This window comes from Weissella ceti, assembly GCF_018394055.1.
Classification (GTDB): Bacteria; Bacillota; Bacilli; order Lactobacillales; family Lactobacillaceae; genus Weissella; species Weissella ceti.
In genome coordinates this window covers 1,280,726-1,307,680 of record NZ_CP074441.1, presented here as the reverse complement: position 1 = coordinate 1,307,680, position 26,955 = coordinate 1,280,726, and the positions used below count along the sequence as shown (strand labels likewise).

37 protein-coding genes and 2 other annotated features are annotated in these 26,955 nt (G+C 42.3%); of the genes, 33 read left to right on the top strand and 4 right to left on the bottom strand.

The annotated features are described in order from the left end of the window. Window positions 1-26: 26 nt before the first annotated feature. The 15 genes from rplE (at window position 27) to rplQ (ending at window position 7,789) form a co-directional block, all read left to right on the top strand. Complete coding sequence (gene rplE, locus KHQ31_RS06830; protein WP_213408836.1) at window positions 27-569, top strand: 50S ribosomal protein L5; 543 nt, start codon at window positions 27-29, stop codon at window positions 567-569. Window positions 570-610: 41 nt separating this feature from the next. Next, complete coding sequence (rpsH, locus tag KHQ31_RS06825; RefSeq protein WP_009765027.1) at window positions 611-1,009, top strand: 30S ribosomal protein S8; 399 nt, start codon at window positions 611-613, stop codon at window positions 1,007-1,009. Window positions 1,010-1,039: 30 nt separating this feature from the next. After that, on the top strand, window positions 1,040-1,576 hold the full coding sequence (rplF, locus tag KHQ31_RS06820) for a 50S ribosomal protein L6 (RefSeq protein ID WP_213408835.1): 537 nt from the start codon (window positions 1,040-1,042) through the stop codon (window positions 1,574-1,576). 91 nt (window positions 1,577-1,667) lie between these two features. After that, window positions 1,668-2,024 carry a 50S ribosomal protein L18 gene (gene rplR, locus KHQ31_RS06815; RefSeq protein WP_009765025.1) on the top strand — a complete coding sequence of 119 codons (357 nt, stop codon included), beginning with the start codon at window positions 1,668-1,670 and terminating at the stop codon, window positions 2,022-2,024. 18 nt (window positions 2,025-2,042) lie between these two features. After that, window positions 2,043-2,546 (top strand): 30S ribosomal protein S5, encoded by a 504-nt coding sequence (gene rpsE, locus KHQ31_RS06810; protein ID WP_213408834.1) that lies wholly within the window; start codon window positions 2,043-2,045, stop codon window positions 2,544-2,546. A gap of 12 nt (window positions 2,547-2,558) precedes the next feature. Then, window positions 2,559-2,744, top strand: a complete 186-nt coding sequence (rpmD, locus tag KHQ31_RS06805) for a 50S ribosomal protein L30 (RefSeq protein ID WP_009765023.1) — start codon at window positions 2,559-2,561, stop codon at window positions 2,742-2,744. Between the two features lie 34 nt (window positions 2,745-2,778). Further along, on the top strand, window positions 2,779-3,213 hold the full coding sequence (rplO, locus tag KHQ31_RS06800; protein ID WP_009765022.1) for a 50S ribosomal protein L15: 435 nt from the start codon (window positions 2,779-2,781) through the stop codon (window positions 3,211-3,213). After that, complete coding sequence (gene secY, locus KHQ31_RS06795) at window positions 3,213-4,520, top strand: preprotein translocase subunit SecY (protein ID WP_213408833.1); 1,308 nt, start codon at window positions 3,213-3,215, stop codon at window positions 4,518-4,520. Before rplO ends, secY begins: the two co-directional genes overlap by 1 nt. Further along, a complete protein-coding gene (locus KHQ31_RS06790) occupies window positions 4,517-5,083 on the top strand; it encodes an adenylate kinase (protein ID WP_213408832.1) in 567 nt (188 codons plus the stop codon). The genes secY and KHQ31_RS06790 overlap by 4 nt, the downstream gene beginning before the upstream one ends. 91 nt (window positions 5,084-5,174) lie before the next feature. Beyond that, entirely contained in the window at window positions 5,175-5,393 is a 219-nt protein-coding gene (infA, locus tag KHQ31_RS06785) for a translation initiation factor IF-1 (RefSeq protein ID WP_009765019.1), read from the top strand. A 33-nt stretch (window positions 5,394-5,426) separates the two neighbouring features. Next, window positions 5,427-5,546 (top strand): 50S ribosomal protein L36, encoded by a 120-nt coding sequence (rpmJ, locus tag KHQ31_RS06780; protein ID WP_009765018.1) that lies wholly within the window; start codon window positions 5,427-5,429, stop codon window positions 5,544-5,546. Window positions 5,547-5,587: 41 nt separating this feature from the next. After that, on the top strand, window positions 5,588-5,953 hold the full coding sequence (gene rpsM, locus KHQ31_RS06775; protein WP_009765017.1) for a 30S ribosomal protein S13: 366 nt from the start codon (window positions 5,588-5,590) through the stop codon (window positions 5,951-5,953). 31 nt (window positions 5,954-5,984) lie between these two features. Next, window positions 5,985-6,371 (top strand): 30S ribosomal protein S11, encoded by a 387-nt coding sequence (rpsK, locus tag KHQ31_RS06770; protein WP_213408831.1) that lies wholly within the window; start codon window positions 5,985-5,987, stop codon window positions 6,369-6,371. Between the two features lie 48 nt (window positions 6,372-6,419). Beyond that, the gene (locus KHQ31_RS06765; protein ID WP_213408830.1) at window positions 6,420-7,364 is read left to right on the top strand and encodes a DNA-directed RNA polymerase subunit alpha; all 945 of its coding nucleotides are present in this window, start codon (window positions 6,420-6,422) and stop codon (window positions 7,362-7,364) included. A 38-nt stretch (window positions 7,365-7,402) separates the two neighbouring features. Beyond that, window positions 7,403-7,789: a 50S ribosomal protein L17 gene (gene rplQ, locus KHQ31_RS06760; RefSeq protein ID WP_213408829.1), complete on the top strand. Its 387-nt coding sequence runs from the start codon at window positions 7,403-7,405 to the stop codon at window positions 7,787-7,789. 367 nt (window positions 7,790-8,156) lie between these two features. Here the strand turns inward: rplQ and KHQ31_RS06755 are convergent, their stop codons facing one another. From KHQ31_RS06755 to arsC, 4 genes are all read right to left on the bottom strand, one after another. Next, window positions 8,157-8,852, bottom strand: a complete 696-nt coding sequence (locus tag KHQ31_RS06755) for a methionine ABC transporter permease (RefSeq protein WP_213408828.1) — start codon at window positions 8,850-8,852, stop codon at window positions 8,157-8,159. Continuing rightward, window positions 8,845-9,903, bottom strand: a complete 1,059-nt coding sequence (locus KHQ31_RS06750) for a methionine ABC transporter ATP-binding protein (protein WP_213408827.1) — start codon at window positions 9,901-9,903, stop codon at window positions 8,845-8,847. The genes KHQ31_RS06755 and KHQ31_RS06750 overlap by 8 nt, the downstream gene beginning before the upstream one ends. A gap of 9 nt (window positions 9,904-9,912) precedes the next feature. Next, a complete protein-coding gene (locus tag KHQ31_RS06745; RefSeq protein ID WP_213408826.1) occupies window positions 9,913-10,773 on the bottom strand; it encodes a MetQ/NlpA family ABC transporter substrate-binding protein in 861 nt (286 codons plus the stop codon). Window positions 10,774-10,842: 69 nt separating this feature from the next. Continuing rightward, window positions 10,843-11,110, bottom strand: a binding site (T-box leader). Between the two features lie 119 nt (window positions 11,111-11,229). Beyond that, window positions 11,230-11,631 carry an arsenate reductase (thioredoxin) gene (gene arsC, locus KHQ31_RS06740; protein WP_213408825.1) on the bottom strand — a complete coding sequence of 134 codons (402 nt, stop codon included), beginning with the start codon at window positions 11,629-11,631 and terminating at the stop codon, window positions 11,230-11,232. Between the two features lie 203 nt (window positions 11,632-11,834). Here arsC and KHQ31_RS06735 point away from each other — a divergent pair, with 203 nt between their 5' ends. From KHQ31_RS06735 to KHQ31_RS06650, 18 genes are all read left to right on the top strand, one after another. Further along, entirely contained in the window at window positions 11,835-13,340 is a 1,506-nt protein-coding gene (locus KHQ31_RS06735) for a nicotinate phosphoribosyltransferase (RefSeq protein ID WP_213408824.1), read from the top strand. A gap of 2 nt (window positions 13,341-13,342) precedes the next feature. Next, window positions 13,343-14,167, top strand: coding sequence for an ammonia-dependent NAD(+) synthetase (nadE, locus tag KHQ31_RS06730; protein ID WP_213408823.1), 825 nt, complete (start codon window positions 13,343-13,345; stop codon window positions 14,165-14,167). A 216-nt stretch (window positions 14,168-14,383) separates the two neighbouring features. After that, on the top strand, window positions 14,384-15,805 hold the full coding sequence (cysS, locus tag KHQ31_RS06725) for a cysteine--tRNA ligase (protein ID WP_213408822.1): 1,422 nt from the start codon (window positions 14,384-14,386) through the stop codon (window positions 15,803-15,805). A gap of 9 nt (window positions 15,806-15,814) precedes the next feature. Continuing rightward, window positions 15,815-16,240: a Mini-ribonuclease 3 gene (locus tag KHQ31_RS06720; protein ID WP_213408821.1), complete on the top strand. Its 426-nt coding sequence runs from the start codon at window positions 15,815-15,817 to the stop codon at window positions 16,238-16,240. Continuing rightward, window positions 16,227-17,123, top strand: a complete 897-nt coding sequence (rlmB, locus tag KHQ31_RS06715) for a 23S rRNA (guanosine(2251)-2'-O)-methyltransferase RlmB (protein WP_264336123.1) — start codon at window positions 16,227-16,229, stop codon at window positions 17,121-17,123. Before KHQ31_RS06720 ends, rlmB begins: the two co-directional genes overlap by 14 nt. A 105-nt stretch (window positions 17,124-17,228) precedes the next feature. After that, entirely contained in the window at window positions 17,229-17,762 is a 534-nt protein-coding gene (locus tag KHQ31_RS06710) for an RNA polymerase sigma factor (RefSeq protein WP_213408820.1), read from the top strand. A gap of 65 nt (window positions 17,763-17,827) precedes the next feature. Continuing rightward, window positions 17,828-17,977 carry a 50S ribosomal protein L33 gene (gene rpmG, locus KHQ31_RS06705; RefSeq protein ID WP_213408819.1) on the top strand — a complete coding sequence of 50 codons (150 nt, stop codon included), beginning with the start codon at window positions 17,828-17,830 and terminating at the stop codon, window positions 17,975-17,977. Window positions 17,978-17,993: 16 nt separating this feature from the next. After that, window positions 17,994-18,164, top strand: coding sequence for a preprotein translocase subunit SecE (secE, locus tag KHQ31_RS06700; protein WP_213408818.1), 171 nt, complete (start codon window positions 17,994-17,996; stop codon window positions 18,162-18,164). A 112-nt stretch (window positions 18,165-18,276) separates the two neighbouring features. Then, on the top strand, window positions 18,277-18,843 hold the full coding sequence (gene nusG, locus KHQ31_RS06695) for a transcription termination/antitermination protein NusG (RefSeq protein WP_213408817.1): 567 nt from the start codon (window positions 18,277-18,279) through the stop codon (window positions 18,841-18,843). Window positions 18,844-18,973: 130 nt separating this feature from the next. Continuing rightward, a complete protein-coding gene (gene rplK, locus KHQ31_RS06690) occupies window positions 18,974-19,399 on the top strand; it encodes a 50S ribosomal protein L11 (protein WP_213408816.1) in 426 nt (141 codons plus the stop codon). A gap of 102 nt (window positions 19,400-19,501) precedes the next feature. Further along, window positions 19,502-20,197, top strand: coding sequence for a 50S ribosomal protein L1 (rplA, locus tag KHQ31_RS06685; protein WP_213408815.1), 696 nt, complete (start codon window positions 19,502-19,504; stop codon window positions 20,195-20,197). Window positions 20,198-20,253: 56 nt separating this feature from the next. Then, window positions 20,254-20,381, top strand: a sequence feature (ribosomal protein L10 leader region). Between the two features lie 28 nt (window positions 20,382-20,409). Further along, window positions 20,410-20,916, top strand: coding sequence for a 50S ribosomal protein L10 (gene rplJ / locus KHQ31_RS06680; RefSeq protein ID WP_213408814.1), 507 nt, complete (start codon window positions 20,410-20,412; stop codon window positions 20,914-20,916). Between the two features lie 85 nt (window positions 20,917-21,001). Continuing rightward, window positions 21,002-21,370 carry a 50S ribosomal protein L7/L12 gene (gene rplL, locus KHQ31_RS06675; protein ID WP_213408813.1) on the top strand — a complete coding sequence of 123 codons (369 nt, stop codon included), beginning with the start codon at window positions 21,002-21,004 and terminating at the stop codon, window positions 21,368-21,370. A 109-nt stretch (window positions 21,371-21,479) separates the two neighbouring features. Beyond that, window positions 21,480-21,923, top strand: coding sequence for a peptide-methionine (R)-S-oxide reductase MsrB (msrB, locus tag KHQ31_RS06670; RefSeq protein WP_213408812.1), 444 nt, complete (start codon window positions 21,480-21,482; stop codon window positions 21,921-21,923). 532 nt (window positions 21,924-22,455) lie between these two features. After that, window positions 22,456-23,193, top strand: coding sequence for a metal ABC transporter ATP-binding protein (locus KHQ31_RS06665; RefSeq protein WP_213408811.1), 738 nt, complete (start codon window positions 22,456-22,458; stop codon window positions 23,191-23,193). Next, on the top strand, window positions 23,193-24,047 hold the full coding sequence (locus KHQ31_RS06660; protein ID WP_213408810.1) for a metal ABC transporter permease: 855 nt from the start codon (window positions 23,193-23,195) through the stop codon (window positions 24,045-24,047). Before KHQ31_RS06665 ends, KHQ31_RS06660 begins: the two co-directional genes overlap by 1 nt. Continuing rightward, on the top strand, window positions 24,040-24,990 hold the full coding sequence (locus KHQ31_RS06655; protein ID WP_213408809.1) for a metal ABC transporter solute-binding protein, Zn/Mn family: 951 nt from the start codon (window positions 24,040-24,042) through the stop codon (window positions 24,988-24,990). The genes KHQ31_RS06660 and KHQ31_RS06655 overlap by 8 nt, the downstream gene beginning before the upstream one ends. A 211-nt stretch (window positions 24,991-25,201) precedes the next feature. Beyond that, window positions 25,202-26,893, top strand: coding sequence for an NAD(P)/FAD-dependent oxidoreductase (locus tag KHQ31_RS06650; RefSeq protein WP_213408808.1), 1,692 nt, complete (start codon window positions 25,202-25,204; stop codon window positions 26,891-26,893). Window positions 26,894-26,955 lie beyond the last annotated feature (62 nt).

Sequence of the window (26,955 nt, the reverse complement as noted above, 5' to 3'; positions counted from 1 at the left end):
TTAGGTGAAAGGAGGAAATCATTATCATGGCAAATCGCTTAAAGGAACAATACGTTAGCGAAGTGACACCTGCGTTGATCGAAAAGTTTAACTACACTTCAATCATGCAAGCACCTAAGATCGAAAAGATCGTTTTGAACATGGGTGTTGGTGACGCTGTTTCTAACTCAAAGAACTTGGATGAAGCTGTTGCTGAACTTGAATTGATTGCTGGTCAAAAGCCAGTTATCACTCGCGCTAAGAAGTCAATCGCTGGCTTCCGTTTGCGTGAAGGTATGGCAATCGGTACTAAGGTTACTTTGCGTGGTGAACGTATGTACGACTTCTTAGACAAGTTGGTTAACATTTCATTGCCACGTGTTCGTGACTTCCGTGGAGTTTCACCAAAGGCCTTTGATGGTCGTGGAAACTACACTCTAGGAATCCGTGAACAACTAATTTTCCCAGAAATTGATTACGATAACGTTAACCGTGTTCGTGGTTTGGACATCGTCATTGTGACGACTGCCAACACAGACGAAGAAGGTCGTGAATTGCTTACTCAAATGGGTATGCCTTTCGCTAAGTAATCATTTACTGATTAAAACATTTAATTACAGGAGGAAAACCAATGTCAATGACTGACCCAATTGCAGATTTTTTGACTCGTATTCGTAACGCCAACATGGTTCGTCACGATTCAGTTCTAGTACCTGCATCAAAGATCAAGATGGACATCGCCGAAATTCTAAAGAATGAAGGATATGTTCGTGACGTTGAATACATTGAAGATGACAAGCAAGGTGTCATCCGTGTTTTCCTTAAGTATGGTTCTGACAAGGAACGTGTTATCACTGGTTTGAAGCGTATTTCAAAGCCAGGATTGCGTTCATACGTAAAGTCAGATGCTGTGCCTAAGGTATTGAACGGATTGGGAACTGCTATCATTTCAACTTCAGAAGGTGTTATCACCGACAAAGAAGCTCGCGCCAAGGGTATTGGTGGCGAAGTATTAGCTTACGTTTGGTAATATAAAAACTAATATAGGAGGTGTCTACACATGAGTCGTATTGGTAACAAAGTTTTGACTTTGCCAGCTGGCGTTGAAATCTCACGTGAAGGTAACGTTGTTACTGTTAAGGGTCCTAAGGGAACTCTTTCACGCGAAATCGCGCCTGAAATTGGATTTAACGTTGAAGGTACAGAAGTTACTTTCACACGTCCATCAGACGAAGGTCGTATTAAGGCACTTCACGGAACAACTCGCGCCAATGTTGCTAACATGGTTGAGGGTGTCTCAGAAGGTTTCAAGAAGACTTTGAAGCTTGTCGGTGTTGGTTACCGTGCCGCAATGCAAGGATCAGACCTTGTATTGAGCGTTGGTTACTCACACCCAGTTAACTTTGAGGCCCGTGAAGGTTTGACAGTGGAAGTTCCTGACACATTGACAATTGTCATCTCAGGAATCAACAAGCAACTAGTCGGAGACTTGGCTGCTGAAATCCGCGCCGTACGTCCACCTGAACCATACAAGGGTAAGGGTATTCGTTACGAAAACGAACACGTTGCACGTAAGGAAGGTAAGACTGGTAAGTAATCTTAGCCATTGGCTGAGACGGGACAAGCAACGTTCCCGATTTACTTATCCGTATATCTTTCAATTTATTTGAAAAACGAGGTTACGAACAATGATTACGAAGTCAGACAAGAATAAAGTGCGTCAACACCGACACACTCGTGTTCGTGGTAAGATTTCTGGTACTGCAGAGCGCCCACGCTTGAACGTTTACCGTTCTAACAAGAACATCTACGCTCAATTAATTGATGACGTAGCGGGTGTGACGCTTGCTAGTGCCTCAACTTTGGACAAGTCAGTTGAGACTGCTCCAAAGACTGAGCAAGCTTCTAAGGTTGGAGCTTTGATCGCAGAGCGCGCTAAGGCCGCTAACATCGAAGTTGTAGTATTTGACCGTGGTGGTTACCTATACCACGGACGTGTACAAGCCTTGGCCGAAGCTGCTCGTGAAGCTGGTTTGAAGTTCTAAGGGAAGGAGGAAATTAAAATGGCTTATATCGATCCAAAAACGCTAGGCGAACTAGAAGAAAACGTTGTTGGTATTAACCGTGTTACAAAAGTTGTTAAGGGTGGACGTCGTCTACGTTTCGCAGCTCTTGTAGTAGTTGGTGACCGCAATGGACACGTTGGTTTCGGAACTGGTAAGGCGCAAGAAGTGCCTGAAGCAATCCGTAAGGCGATTGAAGACGCAAAGCGTAACATTATCTCTGTTCCAACTGTTGGTACGACCCTTCCTCACTCTACTTTGGGTGTCTTCGACGGTGGCCGCATTCTATTGAAGCCAGCCGCTGAAGGTTCTGGAGTGGCAGCCGGTGGTGCTGCTCGTGCCGTATTGGAATTGGCTGGAGTTGCTGACGTGACTGCAAAGTCTCTAGGTTCATCAACACCAATCAACGTTGTACGCGCAACTTTTGAAGCTATTCAATCATTGAAGAACGCTGAAGAAGTTGCTGAGTTGCGTCAAGTCTCACTTGAGCACTTGGCAGATTAAGGAGGCAGACAAATGACCGATCAAGTAAAGGTTACACTTGTTAAGAGTGCTGCTCACCGTAAGCCAAATCAACGTGCGATTGTTAAGTCACTTGGTTTGAACAAAGTGAACTCATCAGCCGTATTGCCTGATAACGCTGCAACGCGTGGTGCACTATTTAAGATTGCTCACTTGATTACTGTTGAAGTAGTTAAGTAAGCTGAACAGATTGCTCTGAAGGAGGTACAACCTAATGAAGCTTAATGAACTCCAAGTAGCTGAAGGTTCACGTAAGGTCCGCAACCGTGTCGGACGTGGTGAATCATCAGGTAATGGTAAGACTGCTGGACGTGGTCAAAAAGGTCAAAAGGCTCGTGGTAAGGTACGTATGGGATTTGAAGGGGGACAAATGCCTTTGTTCCGTCGTATCCCAAAGCGTGGATTTACTAACATCAACCGCAAGGAATACGCTGTAGTAAACCTTGACGTGTTGAATCAATTCGATAACGGTTCAGAAGTTACACCAGCATTGTTGGTAGAAGCTGGAATCGTTAAGAACGAATTGAGCGGCATCAAGATCTTGGCTAACGGTGAATTGACTAAGTCATTGACTGTTAAGGCTCACAAGTTCTCAGCAACAGCAGTAACAGCTATTGAAGCTGCTGGTGGTAAGACAGAGGTGATCTAATGCTAAAAACCGTGCTCAACTCACTTAAGGAAAAGGACATCCGTAACAAGTTGTTGTTTACCTTATTGATACTGATTGTTTACCGATTAGGTGCTCATATTACCATTCCTGGTATTAATACTATGGCACTAAGTGAAGTTGCAAATTCTGGGCTCGGCAGCATTTTGAATATGTTTAGCGGTGGTGGTTTAACTAATTACTCATTGTTCGCAATGGGAGTTTCACCATACGTTACAGCACAGATCGTGGTACAGCTCCTACAAATGGATATTGTGCCACGATTTGTTGAATGGTCAAAACAAGGTGAAGTTGGTCGACGTAAGTTGAACCAAGTGACCCGCTATTTGACTATTATTCTGGCGTTTGTCCAATCTATTGGTATCACGGCAGGATTTAATCAATTGAGTCAGGTTAATTTGGTGACAACACCAGATACTAAGACTTACATCTTGATCGGCTTCATCCTAACAGCAGGAACTATGTTCGCTGTCTGGTTGGGTGATATGATCACAGACCGTGGTCTTGGGCAAGGTGTCTCAATGCTAATTTTTGCAGGAATCATTTCTCGATTCCCTGCAGATGTGTATCAACTATTTAAGGAACACATTATCGCAAGTCCTGACCAAGCGCGTGGTTGGGCTTTCCTATTGGGATTGGCAATTATCTTTGTCGTTGTGATTAGCTTTGTTACTTGGTTTAACCAAGCTATTCGCAAGATTCCAATGCAATATACACGACAATCAAAGGGTTCAGGAAGCACGTCTTACTTACCTTTGAAAGTCAATGTTGCTGGTGTGATTCCCGTCATCTTTGCTTCGTCACTTATCGTGACACCACAAACAATTCTACAATTGTTTGCGGGAAAGTTTGGTGATGCTAGTTGGTATACAACGGCGATGCAATTCCTAGACATGCAAACTTTGCAAGGTGGGATTTTGTATACCACTCTTATTATCTTGTTTACATTCTTCTACGCTTTCGTTCAGATTAATCCTGAAAAGATTGCGGAGAACTTGCAAAAGCAAGGTAGTTATATTGTTGGTGTTCGTCCTGGTAAGGCAACTGAAGAATGGCTTTCATCTCTTCTATTGCGTTTATCATCAGTCGGATCGCTATTCCTAGGATTTGTCGCTTTGGCCCCAATCCTAGCCGCTTATTTCTTCGGGTTGGACAGTAACCTTGCAATGTCAGGAACGTCAATTTTGATCGTTATTGGTGTCGCAATTGACTTAATTCGCCAGCTTGAAGGATTGATGATGAAGCGACAGTATGTTGGATTTATTCAAGAAGGAGTCGAAGCAAAATGAGCAAGAATATCATTCTCCTGGGACTACCAGGCGTAGGAAAAGGTACTCAGGCTGCAAAGATTGTGGAAGCATACAACTTGCCGCACATCAGTACTGGAGATATGTTCCGTGAAGCAATGGCGAACGAAACAGAATTGGGCTTGGAAGCTAAGTCTTACATGGACTCAGGTAACCTAGTTCCCGATTCAGTTACGAACGGTATTGTGGAAGAGCGTTTGGCTCAACCTGATACATCAGCTGGATTCATTCTAGATGGTTATCCACGTAACATTGACCAAGCTGAGGCATTGCAAACTATGTTGGCAAAGAACGATCGCTCAATTGACGGCGTTCTTTATTTCACAGCTGATAACGACGTGTTGGTTGAACGTATGATGGCCCGCGGACGTGCAGACGATACACCTGAAGTTATTCAGAATCGTTTGGATGTTAACGGAAAGTTGACACAACCTATCGCCGATTACTATGCAGATAAAAACATCTTGCATGAAATTGACGGAACACGTGAACTTAGCCAAGTGTTCGCCGATGTAGAAAAGGTACTTGATAATTTGGAAGGGTAATAAGTCTCAGACAATAAATGTTGAATAAATATATATTGTCTGCTATAATGACTTGTTACGTTCTCCAATGTCACACTAAGGAGGCAACAACGTGGCCAAAGATGTTATTGAAATTTCTGGTATTGTTAAAGAAACATTACCAAATGCCATGTTTACCGTTGAATTGGAAAACGGAGCGACAATTTTAGCTCACGTATCAGGTAAGATCCGTAAGAATTTCATTCGTATCTTGCCCGGTGATCGCGTAACGGTAGAAATGTCGCCATACGACTTGACTAAGGGCCGTATCACATACCGCTACATTAAATAGTCAAGTTAAAAAACCCAAGGGGAGGTAAATATCATGAAGGTTCGTCCATCTGTTAAGCCTATGTGCGATAGTTGTAAGACTATCAAGCGTAACGGTCGTGTTATGGTGATTTGCTCAGCAAACCCAAAGCACAAGCAACGTCAAGGAAAGTAATTTTTCCTTAAAATATATAAAATTTATAGGAGGTAATCGTAATGGCTCGTATTGCTGGTGTTGATTTGCCTCGCGATAAGCGTATCGTGATCGCATTGACATATGTATATGGAATCGGTAGCACTACTGCTCAAAACATTTTGAGTGAAGTTGGTGTTTCAGAAGATGTTCGTGTTCGAGACTTGACTCCCGACCAAGAAGACGCCATCCGTGCCGTCGTAGACGGAATTAAGGTGGAAGGTGACTTGCGTCGCGAAATCTCAATGAACATTAAAAACTTGCAAGAAATGGCTTCATACCGTGGTATCCGTCATCGTAAGGGCTTGCCTGTTCGTGGTCAAAACACGAAGAACAATGCTCGTACTCGAAAGGGCCCAGCTGTTGCAATTGCAGGTAAGAAGAAGTAATTAATTTTTAAAGAAAGGAGATTACTTGATTATGGCAGGTCGTAATACTCGTAAGCGTCGTGTTAAGAAGAATATTGAAGCAGGTGTAGTTCACATCCACGCAACATTCAACAACACGATCGTTATGATCACAGACGTTCAAGGTAATGCTGTTGCTTGGTCTTCAGCTGGTTCTCTTGGTTTCAAGGGAAGCCGTAAGTCAACTCCATTTGCTGCGCAAATGGCCGCCGAAGCTGCTACTAAGGGAGCAATGGAAAACGGAATGAAGACTGTAGCGGTTACTGTTAAGGGTCCTGGTTCAGGACGTGAATCAGCTATCCGTGCCTTGGCCGCTGCTGGTTTGGAAGTAACTTCAATTAAGGACGTTACTCCAGTACCACACAACGGATGTCGCCCACCAAAGCGTCGTCGTGTCTAATTGTTACTACAACTAGTTCACAAAACGCTTTGAAAGGGGACAAACAGTATGCTTGAATTCGAAAACCCAAAGATTACTTTGGTTGAAGATGATGGTAACTACGGTAAGTTTGTGGTTGAACCGCTTGAACGTGGTTATGGAACTACTCTAGGGAATTCCCTACGCCGTGTTTTGTTGTCTTCATTACCAGGGGCTGCAATCAACTCAGTACAAATTGATGGAGTTTTGCACGAATTTTCAACCGTCGAAGGCGTTGTTGAAGATGTTACGCAAATCATCCTAAACCTTAAAAAGGTTGCAATGCGTATTGATAGCGATGATGCAAAAACACTCGAAGTTAACGTAAATGGTCCAGCAATGGTTACTGCCGGTGATATCATCGGTGATGCGGATGTTGAAATCTTGAACAAGGATTTGCACATCGCCACTGTTGCGGCAGGGGCAACGTTGCACATGACGCTTACAGCGGAACGTGGACGTGGGTATGTTTCAGGAGATCAGAACAAAGAATTGCATTCAAACATGCCAATCGGAGTTCTAGCAATTGATTCAATCTACACCCCTATCGAACGCGTTAACTACCAAGTCGAAGAAACTCGTGTTGGTCAACGTAACGATTTCGACAAGTTGACAATGGACATCTGGACTGATGGATCACTTTCTGTTACTGAGGCAATCTCATTGGCAGCTCGTATCTTGTCAGACCACTTGAACCCATTCGTTGAATTGTCAGAGCGTGCGGTGGAAACACAAGTTATGCTAGACAAGGAAGAAACAACAACGAGCAAGCATGCGGAAGTTCCGATTGAAGAATTGGACCTTTCAGTTCGCTCATACAATTGTCTAAAGCGTGCTGGAATTAACACGATTCAAGAGTTGACTGATCGCTCAGAAAACCAAATGATGAATGTGCGTAACCTTGGACGTAAGTCACTTGACGAAATCCAAGATAAGCTAACAGCACTAGGACTAGGCTTCCGCAAGGAAGACTAAACCTAAATAGATAAATCCAAGTAAAGGAGAATACACTCATGGGATACCGTAAGTTAGGACGTTCTAGCGCACAACGTAAGGCTTTGTTGCGCGACTTGACAACACAATTGTTGATCAACGGATCAATCCAAACTACAGAAGCACGTGCGAAGGAAGTTCGCCGTACTGCTGATAAGATAATTACATTAGGTAAGCATGGAGACTTGGCATCACGCCGTAAGGCTGCTGCTTTCCTACGTAACGTAGTTGCGGACGTAAACGTTTCTGAAGAAGAAAACGTTAAGATTCAAAATGCTGTGCAATACTTGTTTAACGAAGTTGCACCACGCTTTGAGGGTCGTGCGGGTGGTTACACTCGTATTCTAAAGATGGACCAACGTCGTGGAGACGCTGCTCCTATGGTTCTTTTGCAATTGGTTGACTAATTCTAAAGTAACTACTTTACATTAACAATCAAATCTCTCATGCTTTGAGGTATAAACCGCTATGATGATGGCATTGCCGAGTCTAGGTTGAATGACACTCGTGTCGCGCCTCTTAGTGTGTGAGGTTTTTTTGTATCTACAATTACCATCGATAACATAAAACCTCTTGGTAGATATGCCATGGGGTTTTTATATTCGGGTCATTATGGATGAGTACGTTGTATCAACAGCGATCGGTATTGAAATGATGTACCCTGGATGGATATATTGATAAAGAAAGAGCCTCAGTCTAACGATGTGTTAGATTGAGGTTCTTTTTGTATATTTAGATGATTTATTAAACAACGCTGTGTTAAATAACTACTGGTTAACCGTGACGGCTTAGCTTAGCTAAAGCATCACCAGTGAATTGAATTAATAGGATCAATAGTAGCACGATGATTGTGGCTGTCCACATAACATCGGGTTGGAAACGTTGGTATCCAGTAACAATGGCAGTAGTTCCTAAACCACCGGCACCAATAGCTCCCGCCATCGTTGTTAATCCAACTAGGCTAATGGTTGTGACTGTAGAAACACGAATTAGTTCTGATAGACCTTCACGTAGGTAAACGGATGTAATGATGTCCCAGTTGGTTGCACCGTATGAACGTGCTGCTTCAACCTTACCAGTAGATACACCTAGGAGGGCAACTTGCACTTGGCGCGCGAAGAAGGGGAATACCCCCAATGAAAGGGGCACTAATGCAGCAGTTGGACCGATTGTTGTTCCGGCCACGAATTGCGTCAATGGAGAGAAGATAACAACCATGATAATGAAAGGAATTGCACGGCCAATTGAGACAAACTTGTCTAGGAACTGGAAAGCAACCTTATTAGGCATAATACCGTTCGCATCAGTTAGAACCAATCCGATTCCAAAGATTAAACCAAGTAGACCACCGAAAATCGCAGAACCACAAGTCATGTATAGTGTTTCAAAGATAGATGTTCCCCAGGCACCGTCACCGGTCCAACCTAGGTTATAGACGTTAGGGAAATTCGTTTCAATCCAATTAAGCATTGGCATTTCCTCCTTCATTTAAGATTTTGATACCAACACCTTGATCACGGAAGTGTTGTAGTGCGTCGTTAATCGCAGCTTCACTTGGACCACTAAAGACTGCGATAGCGAGTCCTACAGGTGTTTGTGTTAGGATTTCCATGTTTGAGTATAGAATGTTTGGTGCCACGCCGTAATCAGCATAGATTGTTGCTAACAATGGTTGTGCTGTATCATTTCCAACATAGTGGATTTGGACAAGTTTACTATTCGCATCTAAGGGACGTGTCGCCAATAGTTCTTGGACATTTTCTAATGCAGCATCTAGATTAGTAGCTGTATTGATAAAGTCCTTAGTTAGGGTCTTTTGTGGGTTGGTAAAGATTTCAAGTAGTGAACCACGTTCGATAATGTGACCATTTTCCATCACCGCAACTTTATTGGCGATTTCCTTAACGACTTGCATTTCGTGGGTAATCATAATGATTGTGACACCCAATGTTTGATTAACTTCTTTTAGTAGTTTCAAAATTTGGTTCGTTGTACGTGGATCAAGCGCAGACGTTGCTTCGTCAGAAAGCAAGATGTCAGGATCATTAACCAACGCACGCGCAATGGCAACACGTTGCTTTTGACCACCAGATAGTTGTGACGGGTAGTTACCAGCTCGATCAGATAGACCAACTAATTCTAATAGCTCGGAAACTTTAGCTTTCTTTTCAGCTGTGCTTAGTGAAGCGTGCTTTAGTGGTTGTAGGACATTATCAAAGACTGTGATTTCATCTAGCAAATTGAAGTGTTGGAAAATCATCCCAATCTTCTTACGTTGATTACGTAAGTCTTTAGAAGATAGCTTCGTTAGGTCTTGACCATTAATGATAACTTCCCCAGATGTTGGGCGTTGGAGTAGGTTAATGTTACGGACAAGCGTAGACTTACCAGCTCCTGAGTAACCTACGATACCGTAGATGTCACCAGCTTCAACAGTTAGGCTTTCATTTTGCACAGCAACGATATTACGTTGTCCTTGTTTAAATGTGACGTTAATATTCTTTAATTCAATAATCGGCATAAGAACTCCTTATTTTAGATCCAAATCCCAAGCTGCAATTTGAGTGTCACCCCAGTGCTTTTTGAAGTATTGTTTTGTTGTTTCTGTTTGGAATGACTTCACGACCTTAGCGTAGTTGTCATTATCCTTTTGATCCTTCTTAGCTGCAATAATGTTAATCCATGGCTTAGATGCTTTAGTTAGTGGCTCAACGAAGATTGCAGTTTCTGGATCGACCTTAGCTTCAACGGCGTAGTTAGAATTGATAACGGCCCCGGCCACATTACCTGACTTTAGGTTTGAAGCAGTTTGGTCAGCGGCAACTGCCTTAATCTTCAAATCCTTATTGTTTTTAGTAATGTCTTTGACAGTAGGCATTGCTGTTTTCTTGATATCAATTAGCTTTGCTTGGGCCAATAGTTGTAATGCACGTGCTTCATTAGTCGGATCGTTAGGAACAACAATGGTGTCACCAGCCTTAAAGTCTGATACAGTCTTCAAAGAATCTGAGTAAAGACGCAGGGGTGAAATGGCTGTATCCCCAATGCCGACTAATTGGTTATTGTTTGAAGCATTCCAGTTCTTTAAGAAGTCATTATGCTGGAAGGCGTTCAAGTCAATTGAACCGTCTGCCACAGCTTTATTAGGTTGATTGTAATCAGTGAATGTCTTGGTCTTAACCGTAATACCGTATTCATCCTTAGCGGTTTTAGCAACAGAATCCCATAATTCCTTATCAGATGAACCAACTAACCCAATCGTTACAGTAGGTGAGTCATTATTACTTGAAGTACCATTATTTGGACGTTCAGTAGTTAGTAATCCCATACCAGTTACAGTTAGGGCAAAAGTAGCTAATGCAGTTCCAGCAATTTTCAATTTCGTATTCATAATCTCTCTCCTTAAATTTTATGGCACAAAAAAAGACCCGTTCCTATGTGTCGCAGCTGCGAAAGACACAATAGAAACGAGTCACCTCGTGTTACCATTCTAGTTTATCTTTTGGTTACCCAAAAAGACCTTGCAACGAGCAGGCAGTGAGCGAAATGATGCTATGCCGATTCGTGTGTCCTGATAACGGAGACCAATCCGTCGTTAACTTACAGACTTGCTGCTCATCAACGCCAATCACAGGTCATTTTCATTTGGTTATCACACGACAACTTGCACCACCGTTGTCTCTCTGAGGAGGATAAATCCAAATTACTTTCCTGATCACTTTGTTTAGTTCTAATACTTGTGAGTAATAATAATAGATTTTATTTTCGTTGTCAAATAGTAAGTGAAAAATATTTATTTAATGTACATAGATTTATGCCATGAATGACTATCCTAGAACTAATAACCCTAAGGTTGCAAGGATTTGACGAGCTCTTGTATAGTATCGCGCGTATCTCTAAACACTTGAATAATTTGCTCAGGTGTTCCTGTTGCTTGTGCAGGATCTAGTAGATCCCAGTGTAATCGCTTGATATGGGGAGGTGTCATAGGACACTTGTCTTTGGCATCCCCACATAGCGTAATAATAATGTCACTAGAATTTAAATAATCAGGATCAATTAAGTTTGAGGTTTGATTTGAAATATCAATTCCGATTTCTTGCATAACATTGACAGCATTAGGATTTAAGCCGTGAGTTTCTATTCCGGCACTTTTAATCGTCCAATCAGTAGGCAAATAGTGTTTGGCAAATCCTTCTGCTATTTGACTACGACATGAATTACCAGTGCATAAAAAATATAATTGCATATTAAATTCTCCTCTGTAAGGCATGGCGTTAATTATTAACTAATTAATGGGTGATGTAAAGAGCACATAGGCGATTTTTATATTATGGGATGTAGTCGAAATTGATCGGTTTAGTCATATGTAGAATTATAAGGGCGGTTTGTATAGTGTGTGGTAAAATAGTACTTATTAAAAACGTCACAAGAGGGAAGTGGAGAAACATCATGTCATTACATTACGCGGATGATAGCCTAGCATTGCACACCGATGCTTATCAACTGTCTATGATGCAAACATATTTTGATCAAGGAATTAATAACCGTCACGCGGTTTATGAAATGTATTTCCGTAAGCTGCCATTTAAGAATGGATATGCAATTTTTGCAGGTCTGGAACGCGTCTTAGAATACTTACGTGGTTTGCACTTTTCAGAAACGGATATTGCCTACCTACGTGAAACAGGTTCATACAGTGAAGAATTCATTGATTACTTGGAGAACTGGCGCTTTAAGGGAACTGTCCGTGCGCCTCGTGAAGGAGAACCAGTCTTCAATGATGAACCAATCTTGCAAGTCGAAGGATCCGTTTTTGATGCGCAACTAATTGAAACACCATTATTGAACATCATTAATTATCAAACATTGATTGCGACAAAGGCATCACGTATTCGAAGCGTTGTTGGGGATCAAGCTTTGATGGAATTTGGAACACGTCGTGCCCAAGAAATGGACGCCGCACTATGGGGAACACGTGCTGCATACATTGGAGGATTTGATGCAACTTCAAATGTCCGCGCGGGTAAGATTTTTGGTATTCCAATTTCTGGAACACATGCGCACAGTTTGGTTCAAATTTACCGTAGTGATTATGAAGCTTTCAAGGCGTACGCCGAAAGTCACCGTGACTGTGTATTCTTAGTAGATACTTATGACACATTGCGTTCTGGTGTACCTGCCGCAATTAAGGTGGCGCGTGAATTTGGTGATAAGATTAACTTCTTAGGTGTTCGCATTGACTCAGGAGACATGGCTTACTTGTCTAAGGGTGTGCGTAAGATGTTGGATGATGCTGGTTTCCCAGATGCCAAGATCTACGCATCTAATGATTTGGATGAAGAAACAATTACGAGTTTGAAGCGCCAAGATGCCAAGATTGACGTCTGGGGAATTGGAACTAAGTTGATTACAGCGTACGATCAACCAGCACTAGGTGGTGTTTACAAGGTTGTCTCAATTGAGAACGAACGCGGTAAGATGGTCGACACCATTAAGATTTCTGGAACGGCTGCGAAGATTTCTACACCAGGTAAGAAGCAAGTTTGGCGTATTACATCAAATGCGGATGGTAAGTCTGAAGGTGACTATGTTGCCCTATGGGATGAAAACCCTAAGGATGACCCAGAAGGTGTGTACATGTTCAATCCGAACTACCCATACCTAAACAAGACGATTACTGATTACACAGCACGTCCTTTGTTGCATGATGTGGTTGTGGATGGTGAGATTGTCTATGAATCACCAGACTTGGCTGAAATTCGTGCATACTCTCAAGAAAACTTGCAAGCATTGTGGGCAGAATATCGTCGTGATTTGAACCCACAAGAATACCCAGTCGATCTATCTAAGAAGGCTTGGCAAAACAAGATGAGTTTGATTGAAGAAGTACAAGGATTCGTAAAGCGTATTGCAGTGACTGAAGAAGCATTGCCAAAGGATATCAACGAGGACTAATCATGACAACGAAACAAGCAGAAATTATTGCCGCTTTAGGCTCACAACCAACGATTGACCCGATGGTTGAATACCGTCGTTCCGTTGATTTGTTGAAGGAATACCTAAAGAAGACAGGACTAAAAGTTTATGTATTAGGTATTTCTGGTGGGCAAGATTCAACGTTAGCCGGTAAAATGGCACAAACAGCCGTGGAAGAATTGCGCGAAGAAACTGGAGATGCAGGATACAAGTTTATTGCAATGCGTTTGCCATACAATGAACAAGCTGATGAACAAGATGCGTTGGATGCAATTGCCTGGCAAAATGCAGACCAAACAATTCGTGTTAATATTCAAGGTGCAACCGAAGCGTCAGTTAAGCAACTAACCGATGCGGGGATGTCTGTTTCTGATTTCAACAAAGGAAACATCAAAGCCCGTCAACGTATGATTTCACAATTTGCGGTGGCTGGTGAAGTTGGTGGTGTTGTGATTGGAACGGATCATGCAGCCGAAGCAGTGACTGGATTCTACACAAAGTTTGGGGATGGTGCAGCGGACATTACGCCACTATACCGTCTAACTAAGCGTCAAGGACGTCAAATTTTGGAAATGCTAGGAGCACCTGTGCACTTGTATGAAAAGGTGCCAACAGCTGATCTTGAAGAAGACCGTCCATCATTACCTGATGAAGTTGCGCTAGGTGTCACATATGATGACCTAGACGACTACCTAGAAGGTAAGACAGTTTCAGACGATGCCGCAACTAAGATTGAAGGTTGGTATAACCGCACAATGCACAAGCGTCGTGGACCAGTTACAGTCTTTGACCAATGGTGGCGTTAAACCGAATCTACTTACGAACTCTATCACTGAGGTGATAGAGTTTTTTCTTATTCAAATCAATGAAAAAGACGATGTAAAAATAGAGAGATTATTAGAGTGTTTTAGCCCCTTTCATTGACGTTAACCCTTTGTTTAAGTATGCTTAAAGAGAAACAATTAATCGACATATGCTCTATAAAAAGCATGAAAATAATAAGGTAAGGAGAACTATCAAGAATGAAAGTATTTAATACATTATCTTTAGAAAAAGAAACGTTTGAACCGGTAACTCCAGGGGTCATTAACATGTACGTCTGTGGACCAACGGTGTATAACTACATTCATATTGGAAACGCACGTTCTGCTATTGCCTTTGACACTATTCGACGTTATTTGGAATACCGTGGAAACGAAGTTAACTTTGTTTCTAACTTCACTGACGTTGATGACAAGATGATTAAAGCAGCCGCTGAAGAAGGTATTACAGTACCTGAACTAGCGGACCGTTATATTGCAGCTTACTTTGAAGATACAGCTGCCTTGAATGTTAAGCCTGCTACGGTACAACCACGTGCCACAGATAACATTCCAGAAATTATCACATTCGTAGAAGACTTGATTGCCAAGGACTACGCTTATGTTGCAGAAGGGGATGTGTACTTCCGTGCACGTAAGTTCCCTGATTACGGTCACTTGGCTCACCAAGACCTAGACGAAATGGAGCATAATGCTGCAGGTCGTTTGGATGATGAAGAACAAGACCGTAAGGAAGATCCAATGGACTTCGCTGTTTGGAAGTCAGCAGCTAATGACAACGCTATTTCATGGGATTCACCATGGGGAGCAGGACGTCCAGGATGGCACATTGAATGTTCAGTCATGTCTACTAAGTATTTGGGTAACAATATTGATATCCACGGTGGTGGAATCGATTTGGCTTTCCCACACCATACAAATGAAATTGCACAATCAGAAGCACGTTCTGGCGAAACATTCGTGCACAAGTGGTTGCACAATGGATTTGTGACAGTTGGGGATGCACAAGAGAAGATGTCTAAGTCATTAGGTAACTTCACAACAGTCCACGACTTGTTGCAAGAATTGAGCGACCCATTGGCTTTGCGCTTCTTCATGGCAAGCACACAATACCGTCGCCCAATTGCTTTCTCAACAGCGAACCTAGAACAAGCAACGAACAACTTGAACCGTATCCGTACGGCATACCGTAACTTGCAATTCCGTTTGGCGGATGCACAAGAAGGTATTAACCCAGAAACACTTGTTCAAGTTGCGACAATCGTTAACACATTCAACGAAGCTATGGATGATGACTTTAACGTACAAAACGCGTTGTCAGCTATCTACGATCTAGTTGAATTGGCTAACACAACTTCACAAGAAAACGTTGTGGTCACAAGTGACGTTAACTTGATTCTAGAAACATTAGCTAAGTTGATGGATATCTTCGGAGTTGATGACTTGGCGCAAGAAGAATTGGCTGACGAAACAATTCAAGCATTGATTGATGAACGTGATGCAGCCCGTGAGAACCGTGACTTTGCGCGTTCAGATGAAATTCGCGAAGAACTAGCAGCACAAGATATTTTACTAGAAGATACACCGCAAGGGACGCGTTGGCGTCGTGCGACACAAGATTAAGGAATAAACATGTTAGATGAAAAAGTCGATTACCAACAAATGACTGGGTTAGACCTAGCGTTTTTTGGGGATGCTGTGTATGAATTCTATGTACGTCAACATCTATTAGCACTAGGGATTAAGAAGCCACACAAGCTACAACGTGAAGCGAAGCAATACGTTTCAGCGAAAGCACACGCGGCGCTTTATCGCTTGATGGAAGAAGATGCACTATTGACGGAAGCTGAAGAATCATACTTCAAGCGTGGTCGTAATGCTAACTCACATACAAAGGCCAAGAATACGGACGTGGTAACATACCGTATCTCAACTGGTTTTGAAGCATTAATTGGATATCTATATGCAAGTCGTCAAATCGAACGATTGGATGAAGTTGTGTCATGGGTATTTGAACAAGTAGAAAGTGGACGGACACGAGAAAATGGTACAAAATAACAAGAAGATGAAGACGCCAAAGCCGGTAAAGGGAACTAAGCCTAACAAGCCAGCTAAGCGTCGTGACGATCGTGATAACCGCGACAATCGTCCAACTAAGAAGTCACGCCCACAAACTGAACAAGTTGAAGTCGTACAAGTCCCTGAAGATTCAGAATTCATCTTTGGAATTCACGCTTCAACTGAAGCATTGAAGGGTGAAACGGACATCAACAAGGTTTGGCTGCAAGCTGGACTTGCTGACAAGACACGTAACGAATTAATCGCACTTGCGAAGAAGCGTGGCTTGATTGTACAAGATGCACCTAAGGCTAAGCTAGACGAACTAGCAAACGGCGCAAACCACCAAGGTGTTGTGATGTCTGTTGCGGCATATGCATACGCAGAACTTGATGACTTGTTTGCTAAGGCTGCTGAAAAGAATGAAGAACCATTCTTCTTGATCTTAGATTCAATCGAAGACCCACACAATTTGGGATCAATTCTACGTACAGCTGATGCAGCTGGAGTCCACGGAATTATCATTCCAAAGCGTCGTGCGGTTCAATTGACTGCTGTTGTTGCGAAGACCTCAACAGGGGCAATCGAACACGTACCAGTTACCCGTGTAACGAACCTAGTACAAACTGTTACTGAATTGAAGAAGCGTGGCCTATGGGTTTACGGAACTGATATGAACGGTAAGGACTACCGTCAATGGGATGCTAAGGGCGCAACTGCGCTAGTTATTGGAAACGAAGGTAAGGGAATTGCACCATTGTTGAAGAAGACAATGGACGAAACGCTAACTATTCCAATGGTTGGACACGTGCAAAGTTTGAACGCTTCTGTTGCAGCCAGCCTATTGATTTACCAAGGGTTTAACTCACGTAACCCACTATAAAGTGAATAAAATTAAAACACATCATGAAAATGATGTGTTTTTTTGTGTCATAAATCCATTTTGCAACGTCTGTAATAAAGGTGTGTAAAAACAGGAGGATGCAGAATGCAAACAGACGCAGAATTATTATTGGCCGCACAGTCGGGGGATGAAGAGGCATTTGAAGTAATTGTACAGAGGTATTCTGGCTTAATTTGGCGCGGGTACAAATATCAATCCATTCGAATTGCGTCGAAAGATTGGCAACATGAAGCACGTATTGTACTGTTTTATTGTTTACAACGGATTAAAGACCTACAATGGGGTGTCTTAACAGCATATTATCAGCGTGCGCTAATACATCATCCAGTAACTTTATGGCGTCAAGAAGAGAAACGAGCTGCTATCGTTAAAGATGTACTCAAGAATGGCGCAATTAATCCGAGGGAGTATTTTATTGTGGAACCAGAGCTCCAACTGCATTTGTTCTGTAATGAGATGGTGATTGAGTTACAAGCAGAGCAGTATCAGCTACTACAATTACGTGTCACAGGATATTCAATCGCAGAGTGTGCACGAATATTAAAAAGGTCAAAATCATGGTGCTATTTGACAATGAAAGAAATACGGATTTATTGTGATCAATGGACTCGAATATAAAAAGATGTTTTTTTTCTGTATTCGTGATAGAATGTGACTATATTTGAAAAGTAGAGGTAATCGACATGGCAGGAAAAAAAGTGGCTTTGGCCTGTAGTGAATGCGGTTCACGAAACTATACGGTTGCAAAAAAGCTTGATCGCGCCGTTCGGTTAGAAGTGAAGAAGTACTGCAAGACTTGCGATAAGCACACAATGCATCGCGAGACTGTGTAAAGGGAGACGTAACACTATGAAGTTTATTGCAAGTGTAGCGGCAGAAATGAAGCGTGTAACATGGCCAACATTCAATCAAAACATGCGTAATACAATGATTGTGTTGGTAACTAGTGGATTCTTTGCCATTCTATTGGGAGCCGTTGACTGGATCTTTGAACATGGACTAATGTTCTTGTCGAAGTAAGCTGGTTACGTTATAATCAACATATAGATAAGCAAGTAAACCCCTCAGGTTCTTTTTGAGGGTTTTTATTTACAAAAAAATAGGCACATATAAGCACGAGGAGACTGAAATCATGGCACAATCAGGCGCAGAATCACTTCAAAATGAATGGTTTGTTATTCACACATACTCAGGTTACGAAAACAAGGTGAAGGCTAACCTAGAATCACGTATTGAAACAATGGGAATGACTGACTACATCTTCCGTGTAGTTGTTCCAGAACAAGAAGTTACTGTTCGCGAAGGTGACGAAACTAAGGTTGTTATGGAAAATGACTTCCCTGGTTACGTTCTTGTTGAAATGGTAATGACTGACGAAGCTTGGTATGTTGTACGTAACACACCAGGAGTTACTGGATTCTTGGGATCACACGGTGGTGGGTCAAAGCCTAACTCATTGTTGCCTGAAGAAGTTGACGAAATGTTGTCACGTATGAACATGACAGAACGTCAAGTTGTTGAAGAATTGAACGCTGAAGTTGGTGATGTTGTTAACATCGTTTCAGGTTCATTCGCTGGTATGGAAGGTGCAATCACGCACATTAACACTGAAAAGCAAGAAGTTACTGTATTGGTTAACTTCTTGGGACGTGAAACACCAACTGAAATGCCATTCTCAGAAGTAGAAACACTAGATTAATTATTCCAAAGCCCTTGCCAATTGGCAGGGGCTTTGTTATTATGGACAAGTATGTTTGGTGACAAACGTATGTGGGAGGCGGAAATCGAAACTCGCCATTTATACCACAAACACGAAGGAGGAAACAATCGTGGCTAAGAAAGTTTCAAGTATTGTTAAGTTGCAGATTCCAGCCGGTAAGGCTACACCTGCACCTCCAGTTGGACCTGCATTGGGTCAAGCTGGTGTTAACATCATGGGGTTCGCAAAGGAATTTAACGCACGTACTGCTGATCAAGATGGTATGTTGATTCCTGTTGTTATTACTGTATATGAAGATCGTTCATTCGAATTCATCACTAAGACACCTCCTGCAGCAGTTTTGCTAAAGAAGGCAGCTAAGGTTGAAAAGGGTTCAGGAGAACCTAACACGAAGAAGGTCGCAACAGTTACTGCAGCGCAAGTTCGCGAAATTGCAGAAACTAAGATGCAAGATCTAAACGCAGCTGACGTAGAAGCAGCAATGCGCATGATTGAAGGTACTGCACGTTCAATGGGATTCATCGTTGAAGGTTAATTCATAAACCAAGTGTTTGTACGGATCGCATAGGAAACTAAGCATGATCAAGCGGAAGGTCTGGACGACCGTTTGACCGCATTTGCAAGGAGGAAAGCAACCATGGCTAAGAAATATGGTAAGAAGTATTTAGCAGCCGCTGAAAAGGTAGATGCTAACAAGCTATACACTATCGAAGAAGCTGCTACACTAGTTAAAGAAATTGAATTCGCAAACTTCGACTCAACAGTTGAAATTGCATTCAACTTGAACGTAGACACACGTCAAGCTGACCAACAATTGCGTGGGGCACTAGTTTTGCCTAACGGAACTGGTAAGGATCAAACTGTTGTTGTGTTCGCTCAAGGTGATAAGGCGAAGGAAGCTGAAGCAGCTGGTGCCGACGTTGTTGGTGCTGCTGACTTGGTACAACGCATCTCTGATGGATGGTTGGACTTCGACGTTGCTATCGCAACACCTGACATGATGGCTCAAGTTGGACGTGTTGGACGTGCACTTGGACCTAAGGGATTGATGCCAAACCCTAAGACTGGAACAGTTACATTTGACGTTGCTAAGGCTGTTGCCGATGCTAAGTCAGGTCAAGTTACTTACCGTACTGACCGTGACGGAAACGTTGCTGTACCAGTTGGTAAGGCTTCATTCGACGCCGAAAAGCTTGCTGGAAACATCAAGGCTTTGGCAGACGTTGTTGTTAAGGCACGTCCTGCTGCTGTTAAGGGAACATACGTACAACACGTATCAATCGCTTCAACATTCGGACCTTCAATCAACTTGGACCCAGCTGGATTGTTGTAATAGACAATTTCAGTTTGCCAGTTGACGCTTCCTCGAGAAGCTGATATAGTAACTAATGTAATATATCGATTCTACCTAAGACGCAGGTGTCGTAAGACATAAATCCCGCCGAGGAAGTGAAAAACGCGCAAGCGACTTTTGACCCCCCGGTACCTTTGTGTAACGGGGGGTTTTGGTTAGGATCAAAAATTCTAAACAGGAGGAATGATCACATGAGTGAAGCAAATATTGCTGTTAAAGCACAACAAGTTGAAGAAGTAGCCGCTAAGTTTAAGGATGCTGCTTCAGCTGTTGTGGTAGACGTACGTGGTTTGACTGTTGAACAATCAAACGAATTGCGTTCTGCATTGCGTGAAGAAGGTGTTGAACTTAAGGTTATCAAGAACAAGATTTTGACTCGTGCCGCTGCTGCTGCAGACTTGGCCGAATTGAACGACGTGTTCGCTGGACCTTCAGCCGTTGCATTCTCAACTGAAGATGCAATCGCACCTTCACGTATTTTGAAGAAGTTTGCCGACAAGATCGAAGCCTTGGAAATCAAGGGTGGTGTTGTCGATGGTAACGTTGCGTCTGTTGAAGATATCAACAAGTACGCTGCATTGCCAGACCGCGACGGATTGCTATCAATGTTGTTGTCAACATTGCAAGCACCTGTTCGTAACGTTGCTTACGCTGTTAACGCAGTTAAGGACGCCAAGGAAGAAACTGTTGAAGCGTAAGCTCAACGTTCTGACTTATCCGGGACTTGTCCCACAAATATAAAAAAACAATGTCTATAAGACATCAATATATGGAGGAATTATCATGGCTTTTGATAAGGATACAATCATCGCTTCATTGAAGGAAGCAACTATCATGGATTTGGCTGACTTGGTTTCAGCTATCGAAGAAGAATTTGGTGTTTCAGCCGCTGCTCCTGTTGCAGCTGCTGGTGCCGCTGGTGGAGCTGCTGAAGCTGCTAAGTCAGAATTCGATGTTGAATTGACTTCTGGTGGAGCCGCTAAGGTTAAGGTTATCAAGGCAGTTCGTGAAGCAACTGGTTTGGGACTAAAGGACGCCAAGGACCTTGTTGATGGTGCACCATCAATGGTTAAGGAAGGTGTTTCAGAAGACGAAGCTAACGAATTGAAGGCTAAGTTGGAAGAAGCTGGAGCCGTTGTTACTGTTAAGTAATTTCGTCTTCTAAAGAAAAGATCAACTCTTAGGAGTTGGTCTTTTTTTGTTGTCTTGAATTTTTAAGGTTCGTAGCGTAAGATAAGGACACATTAAGGAGGAAGTTAATATGGCAAAAACAGAAGAAGAAAAAGCAGAGTTACGTGCACGTTTAACCCCTGAAGAGTATGCGGTAACGCAAGAAAGTGCGACAGAACATCCATTTACGGGTGTATATGATGACTTTTATAAAGAAGGAATCTATGTAGACGTGGTTGATGGGACACCATTGTTCAGTTCAACCGATAAATATGATGCAGGTTGTGGGTGGCCAGCATTTACACAACCCATTGATGCACATGAAATTAATGAAGTAGCAGACTACAAGTTACTACGTCCACGAGTAGAAGTGCGTTCTAAGGAAGCTGATTCACATCTAGGTCACGTATTTACGGACGGACCCGCTGATCGCGGTGGATTACGTTACTGCATTAACTCAGCAGCATTGAAGTTTATTCCTGTTTCTGAATTAGAAGAAGCTGTATACGGAAAATATAAGGGATTATTTAGCTAATAGGCGCAATTAATCATGTTAATTATGAAAGACTAAGCAGAAATGTTTAGTCTTTTTTATTGGGCTAAAAAATATGAATGACAATTAAAGCAGCGTAGTCATTGCCGGTGGATTAGCTAAAACAATAGTTTGATGAGCGTGAGTTCGGCTAAAAGTGTGTGAGGCAATAATGGTATGCATAAAACGGGTGTTTTGAAGTAGGTATGTTTAAATATGGTTTGCTTGTCATCGATTATAGATTTGTATAATTATGCATATGGAACCAGATAAAGTATGTGAAAAAGGCGAAAGAATGGTAAATATCAACAATTCTAAAAAGCATATTAATTCTTCAAAAACAGGTTAAGCGCTTACATTCAAGCGGTGTGAACCATATGCTTTAACCATGTCTTTTTTTTAATGATATGTGAAATAAATAAAGTTTGTTATGTGATGAAAACTGTTGTTTATTCAGATGAAACCTGTTAATCTAATTAAGGCGAATATGAAAAGAAGTTTTTTCGTGTCATAAAAAAAGGTAATGGAGGCTCAAATGTTAGAGGTAAAGAATTTAACAGTCGGTTACACGGCGACCCCTGTATTTGAAAACTTGTCAGTTAATTTTGAACCGGCAAAAATCACGGGTATCATCGGACCCAACGGAGCTGGGAAGTCAACAATGATCAAGGGTATCTTGGAGTTGATTCGTAAGCAAGGTGGGGAAGTCACAGTTGATGGACAACCCGTCACAAAGGAACGTCAAAAGATTGCGTACGTTGAACAACGTGCCAACTTGGACCTAACCTTCCCGATCAGTGTTTTTGAGTTGGTTCTAACCGGTACATACGGTAAGTTAGGATTATTCAAAAGCCCTGGGCAGGCAGAAAAAGACTTGGCAATGGATGCATTGAAGCAAGTCAAGTTAGAAGAATTTAAGAACCGCCAAATCGGTGGTTTGTCAGGTGGACAATTGCAACGTGTGTTCGTTGCTCGTGCGATTGTTCAACAAGCTGAAGTTGTGATTTTGGACGAACCTTTCGTTGGAATCGACATGACTTCAGAAGCAGAAATCATGAATATCTTGAAGAAGTGGCGTGACGAAGGTAAGTCAATCATCGTTGTTCACCACGACTTGAACAAGGTTGCGAACTACTTTGACAACTTGGTAATCATGAACCACGGTATTGTGGCAGCTGGACCAGTTGAAGAAGTATACACACAACAAAACATTCAAAAGGCCTTCTCTGCCGATCTTGGTGCAGTATTGTTTGATAACAAGGAGGAAGCTTAATGTTTGCTAGTATTCAAGATTTTATTGTCGCTTTAGGACAATACAACTTCCTACAAAGTGCCTTGATGGCTTCAATCATGGTTGGAATCATGTCAGGTATCATCGGAAGTTTCATCATTCTTCGTGGAATGTCATTGATGGGAGATGCGATTTCTCACTCAGTTCTTCCTGGAGTTGCCGTTGCGTACATGCTTGGAATTAACATGCTTTGGGGAGCAGCTACATTCGGAGTTATCGCAGCGCTATTGATTGGTTTCGTTTCAACTCACAGTAAGTTGAAGAATGATACTGCTATCGGAATTGTTTTCTCAGCATTCTTTGCTTTGGGATTCATTTTGATTTCAATGGCAGAATCATCAACTAACTTGCACCACATCTTGTTTGGTAACGTTTTGGCCGTGTCAGATTCTGACTTGGTTACAACAGTTATCATCTTGGCAATTGTTATCTTGTTTGTGGTTTTGTTCTTCAAGGAATTGCAAATCACATCATTCGACGAAACATTTGCACGTGTGTACGGTTTGAAGACATACTTGATTCAATACGGTTTGATGATCGTTTTGACTCTTGTAACTGTTACTGCTCTTCAAACAGTTGGTATTATCTTGATCGTTGCGATGTTGATCACACCAGCGGCCATTGCATTCTTGTGGACAAACAAGTTGTCAACAATGTTGGCGTTGGCATCAGCATTCGGAACTGTATCATCAGTTGTCGGGCTATACCTTTCATACACATTTAACTGGGCATCGGGGCCCGCTATTGTGTTGGTAGCAGCTATTATTTTCTTGGTGTCATTCTTTATTGCACCAAAGCAAGGATTCATTCAAAAGCTAGGGGGAAAAAATGCTTAAGAAGTTAGGAATTACACTTGCGGCATTACTAGTCGTAATCGGTGGAGTCGTTTGGTTCGTTAACGGACGTGGTGATCAACAATCAACAAATGGTGGAAAGTTTAGCGTTGTAACAACAAACTCAATCTTGCAAGACATGGTTGAAAAGGTTGGTGGGGACGACGTTAAGGTATACAGCATGGTTCCGCGTGGTACTGATCCACACGAATATGACCCAACACCAGAAGACATTCGTCAAGCTACAGAAGCTAGCGTAGTCTTCCACAACGGTTTGAACTTGGAAACAGGTGGAAACGGTTGGTTCACAAAGTTGATGGAACAATCAAACAAGCGCGATGGTGAAGAAGTATTCTCAGCCTCAGAAAATGTTAAGGCAATGTACCTAACATCTAAGGGACAAGAAAACGAAGAAGACCCACACGCATGGCTAGATATTCAAAACGGTATCAAGTACGTTCAACACATTACTGACGTTTTGAAGAAGAAGGATGCTAAGCATGCTGACGCTTACCAAGAACGTTCAGACAAGTACGTTGCTGAATTGAAGAAGTTGGACGCAGAAGCTAAGTCAAAGTTCAATGATATCCCTGAAGACCAACGTGTATTGGTTACTTCAGAAGGAGCCTTCAAGTACTTCTCAAAGGCATACGGAATTTCACCAGTATTTATCTGGGAAATCAACACTGAATCTCAAGGAACACCTGAACAAATGAAGATCGTCTTGAAGAAGATCGCTGACACAAACGTTAAGTCATTGTTCGTTGAAAGTTCAGTATCACCTAAGTCAATGGAAAAGGTTGGTAAGGAAACAGGATTGTCAATCTACTCAACAGTCTTCACAGACTCATTGGCCAAGGAAGGTAAGACAGGGGACACTTACTACGACATGATGAAGTGGAATATCGACCACATGCATGATGGAATGATGGGTAAGGCTAAGTAATCTGAGTAATAAAAAAACAAGAACGACGCTATCTTAAATGATGGTGTCGTTTTTTAATATTTTAAAAAACGTAAATGAAATAAATAGAGTTCCTAAAAAAATTTATAATCTTTGTGATGAAATTAGCTTTATTCGGTTTACAAAGTATTAGTACAGGAATAGAATTGAACATGAGTATTTATTGTGTTTTACGAGAACAAGGAGAATATATATGTCAACTAAGAACGTAGTTGTCGTTGGGGCCGGTTTTTCCGGTGTCGTTGCGGCACGTAAGTTAGCTAAGAAGCTAAAGGGTACAGATTACAAGATTGTCTTGATCGACAAGCACTCATTCATGACTTACATGACTGAATTGCACGAAGTCGCTACAGGCCGTGTTGAACCTAAGCACGTGCAAAACGATTTGCGTACTTTGTTCTACCCATACAAGAACGTTGAATTGATGACTGCTGAAGTTAAGTCAATCGACAAGGAAAAGAAGGTTATCGAAACAACTGATGGAACTGTTCCATACGAAAAGTTGGTTTTGGCAACTGGTGGAACTACTAACACATTCGGAACACCTGGTGTTTACGAATATGGTTACACACTATGGTCATATGAAGAAGCTGTTCGTTTGCGCGAACACATCGAAAAGGTTATCCGTGATGGTGCTTTGGAACTAGACCCAGAAGTTCGTGCAGCTAAGTTGCAAATCGTTGTTGTTGGTTCAGGATTTACTGGTTCAGAATTGGCCGGTGAATTGATGGAACAACGTCACGAATTGGCATTGGCTAACAACTTGGACGAAAGCGAAATCAAGATCAAGATGGTGGAAGCTGCACCAACAATCTTGAACATGCTAGATCGTAAGTTGGCTGACAAGGCTGAAGCTCACTTTACTGCACACGGTGTTGAAGTGATGAAGTCTACTGGTGTTGTTGAAGTTAAGGAAAACGCTGCTGTTCTTAAGGACGGATCAGAAATTCCTACAGAAACTTTGATCTGGACTGCCGGTGTTAAGGCTAAGGATCAAGGACAACAATGGGGACTTGAATTGGGACCTGGTCAACGCTTCATGGTTGATGGTTACTCACGTGTTCAAGGTGAAGAAGATATCTACGCCGTTGGAGACGCTGCTGCATACCAAGACCCTGAATTGGCTGACCCAGAAAACCCACGTGCTGGTTGGACTCCACAAACAGTTGAAGGTGGAGAATCTGCTGCTAAGACTGCTGTACCAAACATTGTCTTTGACTTGACTGGTAAGGGAGAACGTAAGCTATTTAAGGGACGTTACCAAGGTTACGCTGTTTCTATTGGTTCTCGTTACGCTGTTGCTGTTTGGCTACAACTAGGAGACAAGAAGATTGGTAAGAACGGAATCGGAATGTCTGGTTTCTTCGCCAACATGTTCAAGCACATGATCAACGTTTACTGGTTCTTGCAATTGAACAGCTGGTACTACCTAGGTCACTACCTACGTGATGAAATCTTCGAAACACCAGATGGCCGTAACCCATTCTTCGGATGGACTTCACGCCACGCTAACGTATTGTTCACATTGCCACTTCGTTTCATCACAGGTATGGTATGGATGTCAGTGGGACAAGCAGTTGGTATGACTGGTTCATGGCTAGGAACTTTGGCTTTGATCGTTGGTTGGTTGATCGTACTTGGTATGTTCACATCAGTTGCGGCTTTCGTCGGAATTTTGTTGAGCTTGTACTTCGTTATCACAACTAGCGGTGTTTCAGGATTCATTACTGGAGCATGGTTGATGACTGCTGCAGCTTCATTGGCTGTTATGAACGGTTCTGGACGTGTGCTTGGTGTCGACTTCTGGTTGATCCCAGCCCTAGAACGTTTTGCTAACCGTGTATTGCACGGAAAGCGTTCATCACAATACCACGATTACAAGTAATCAAATAAACCATTTGAATGAGTAAAGTCATTTAGAAGGTAAAAGAAAAGCACTCACATTTC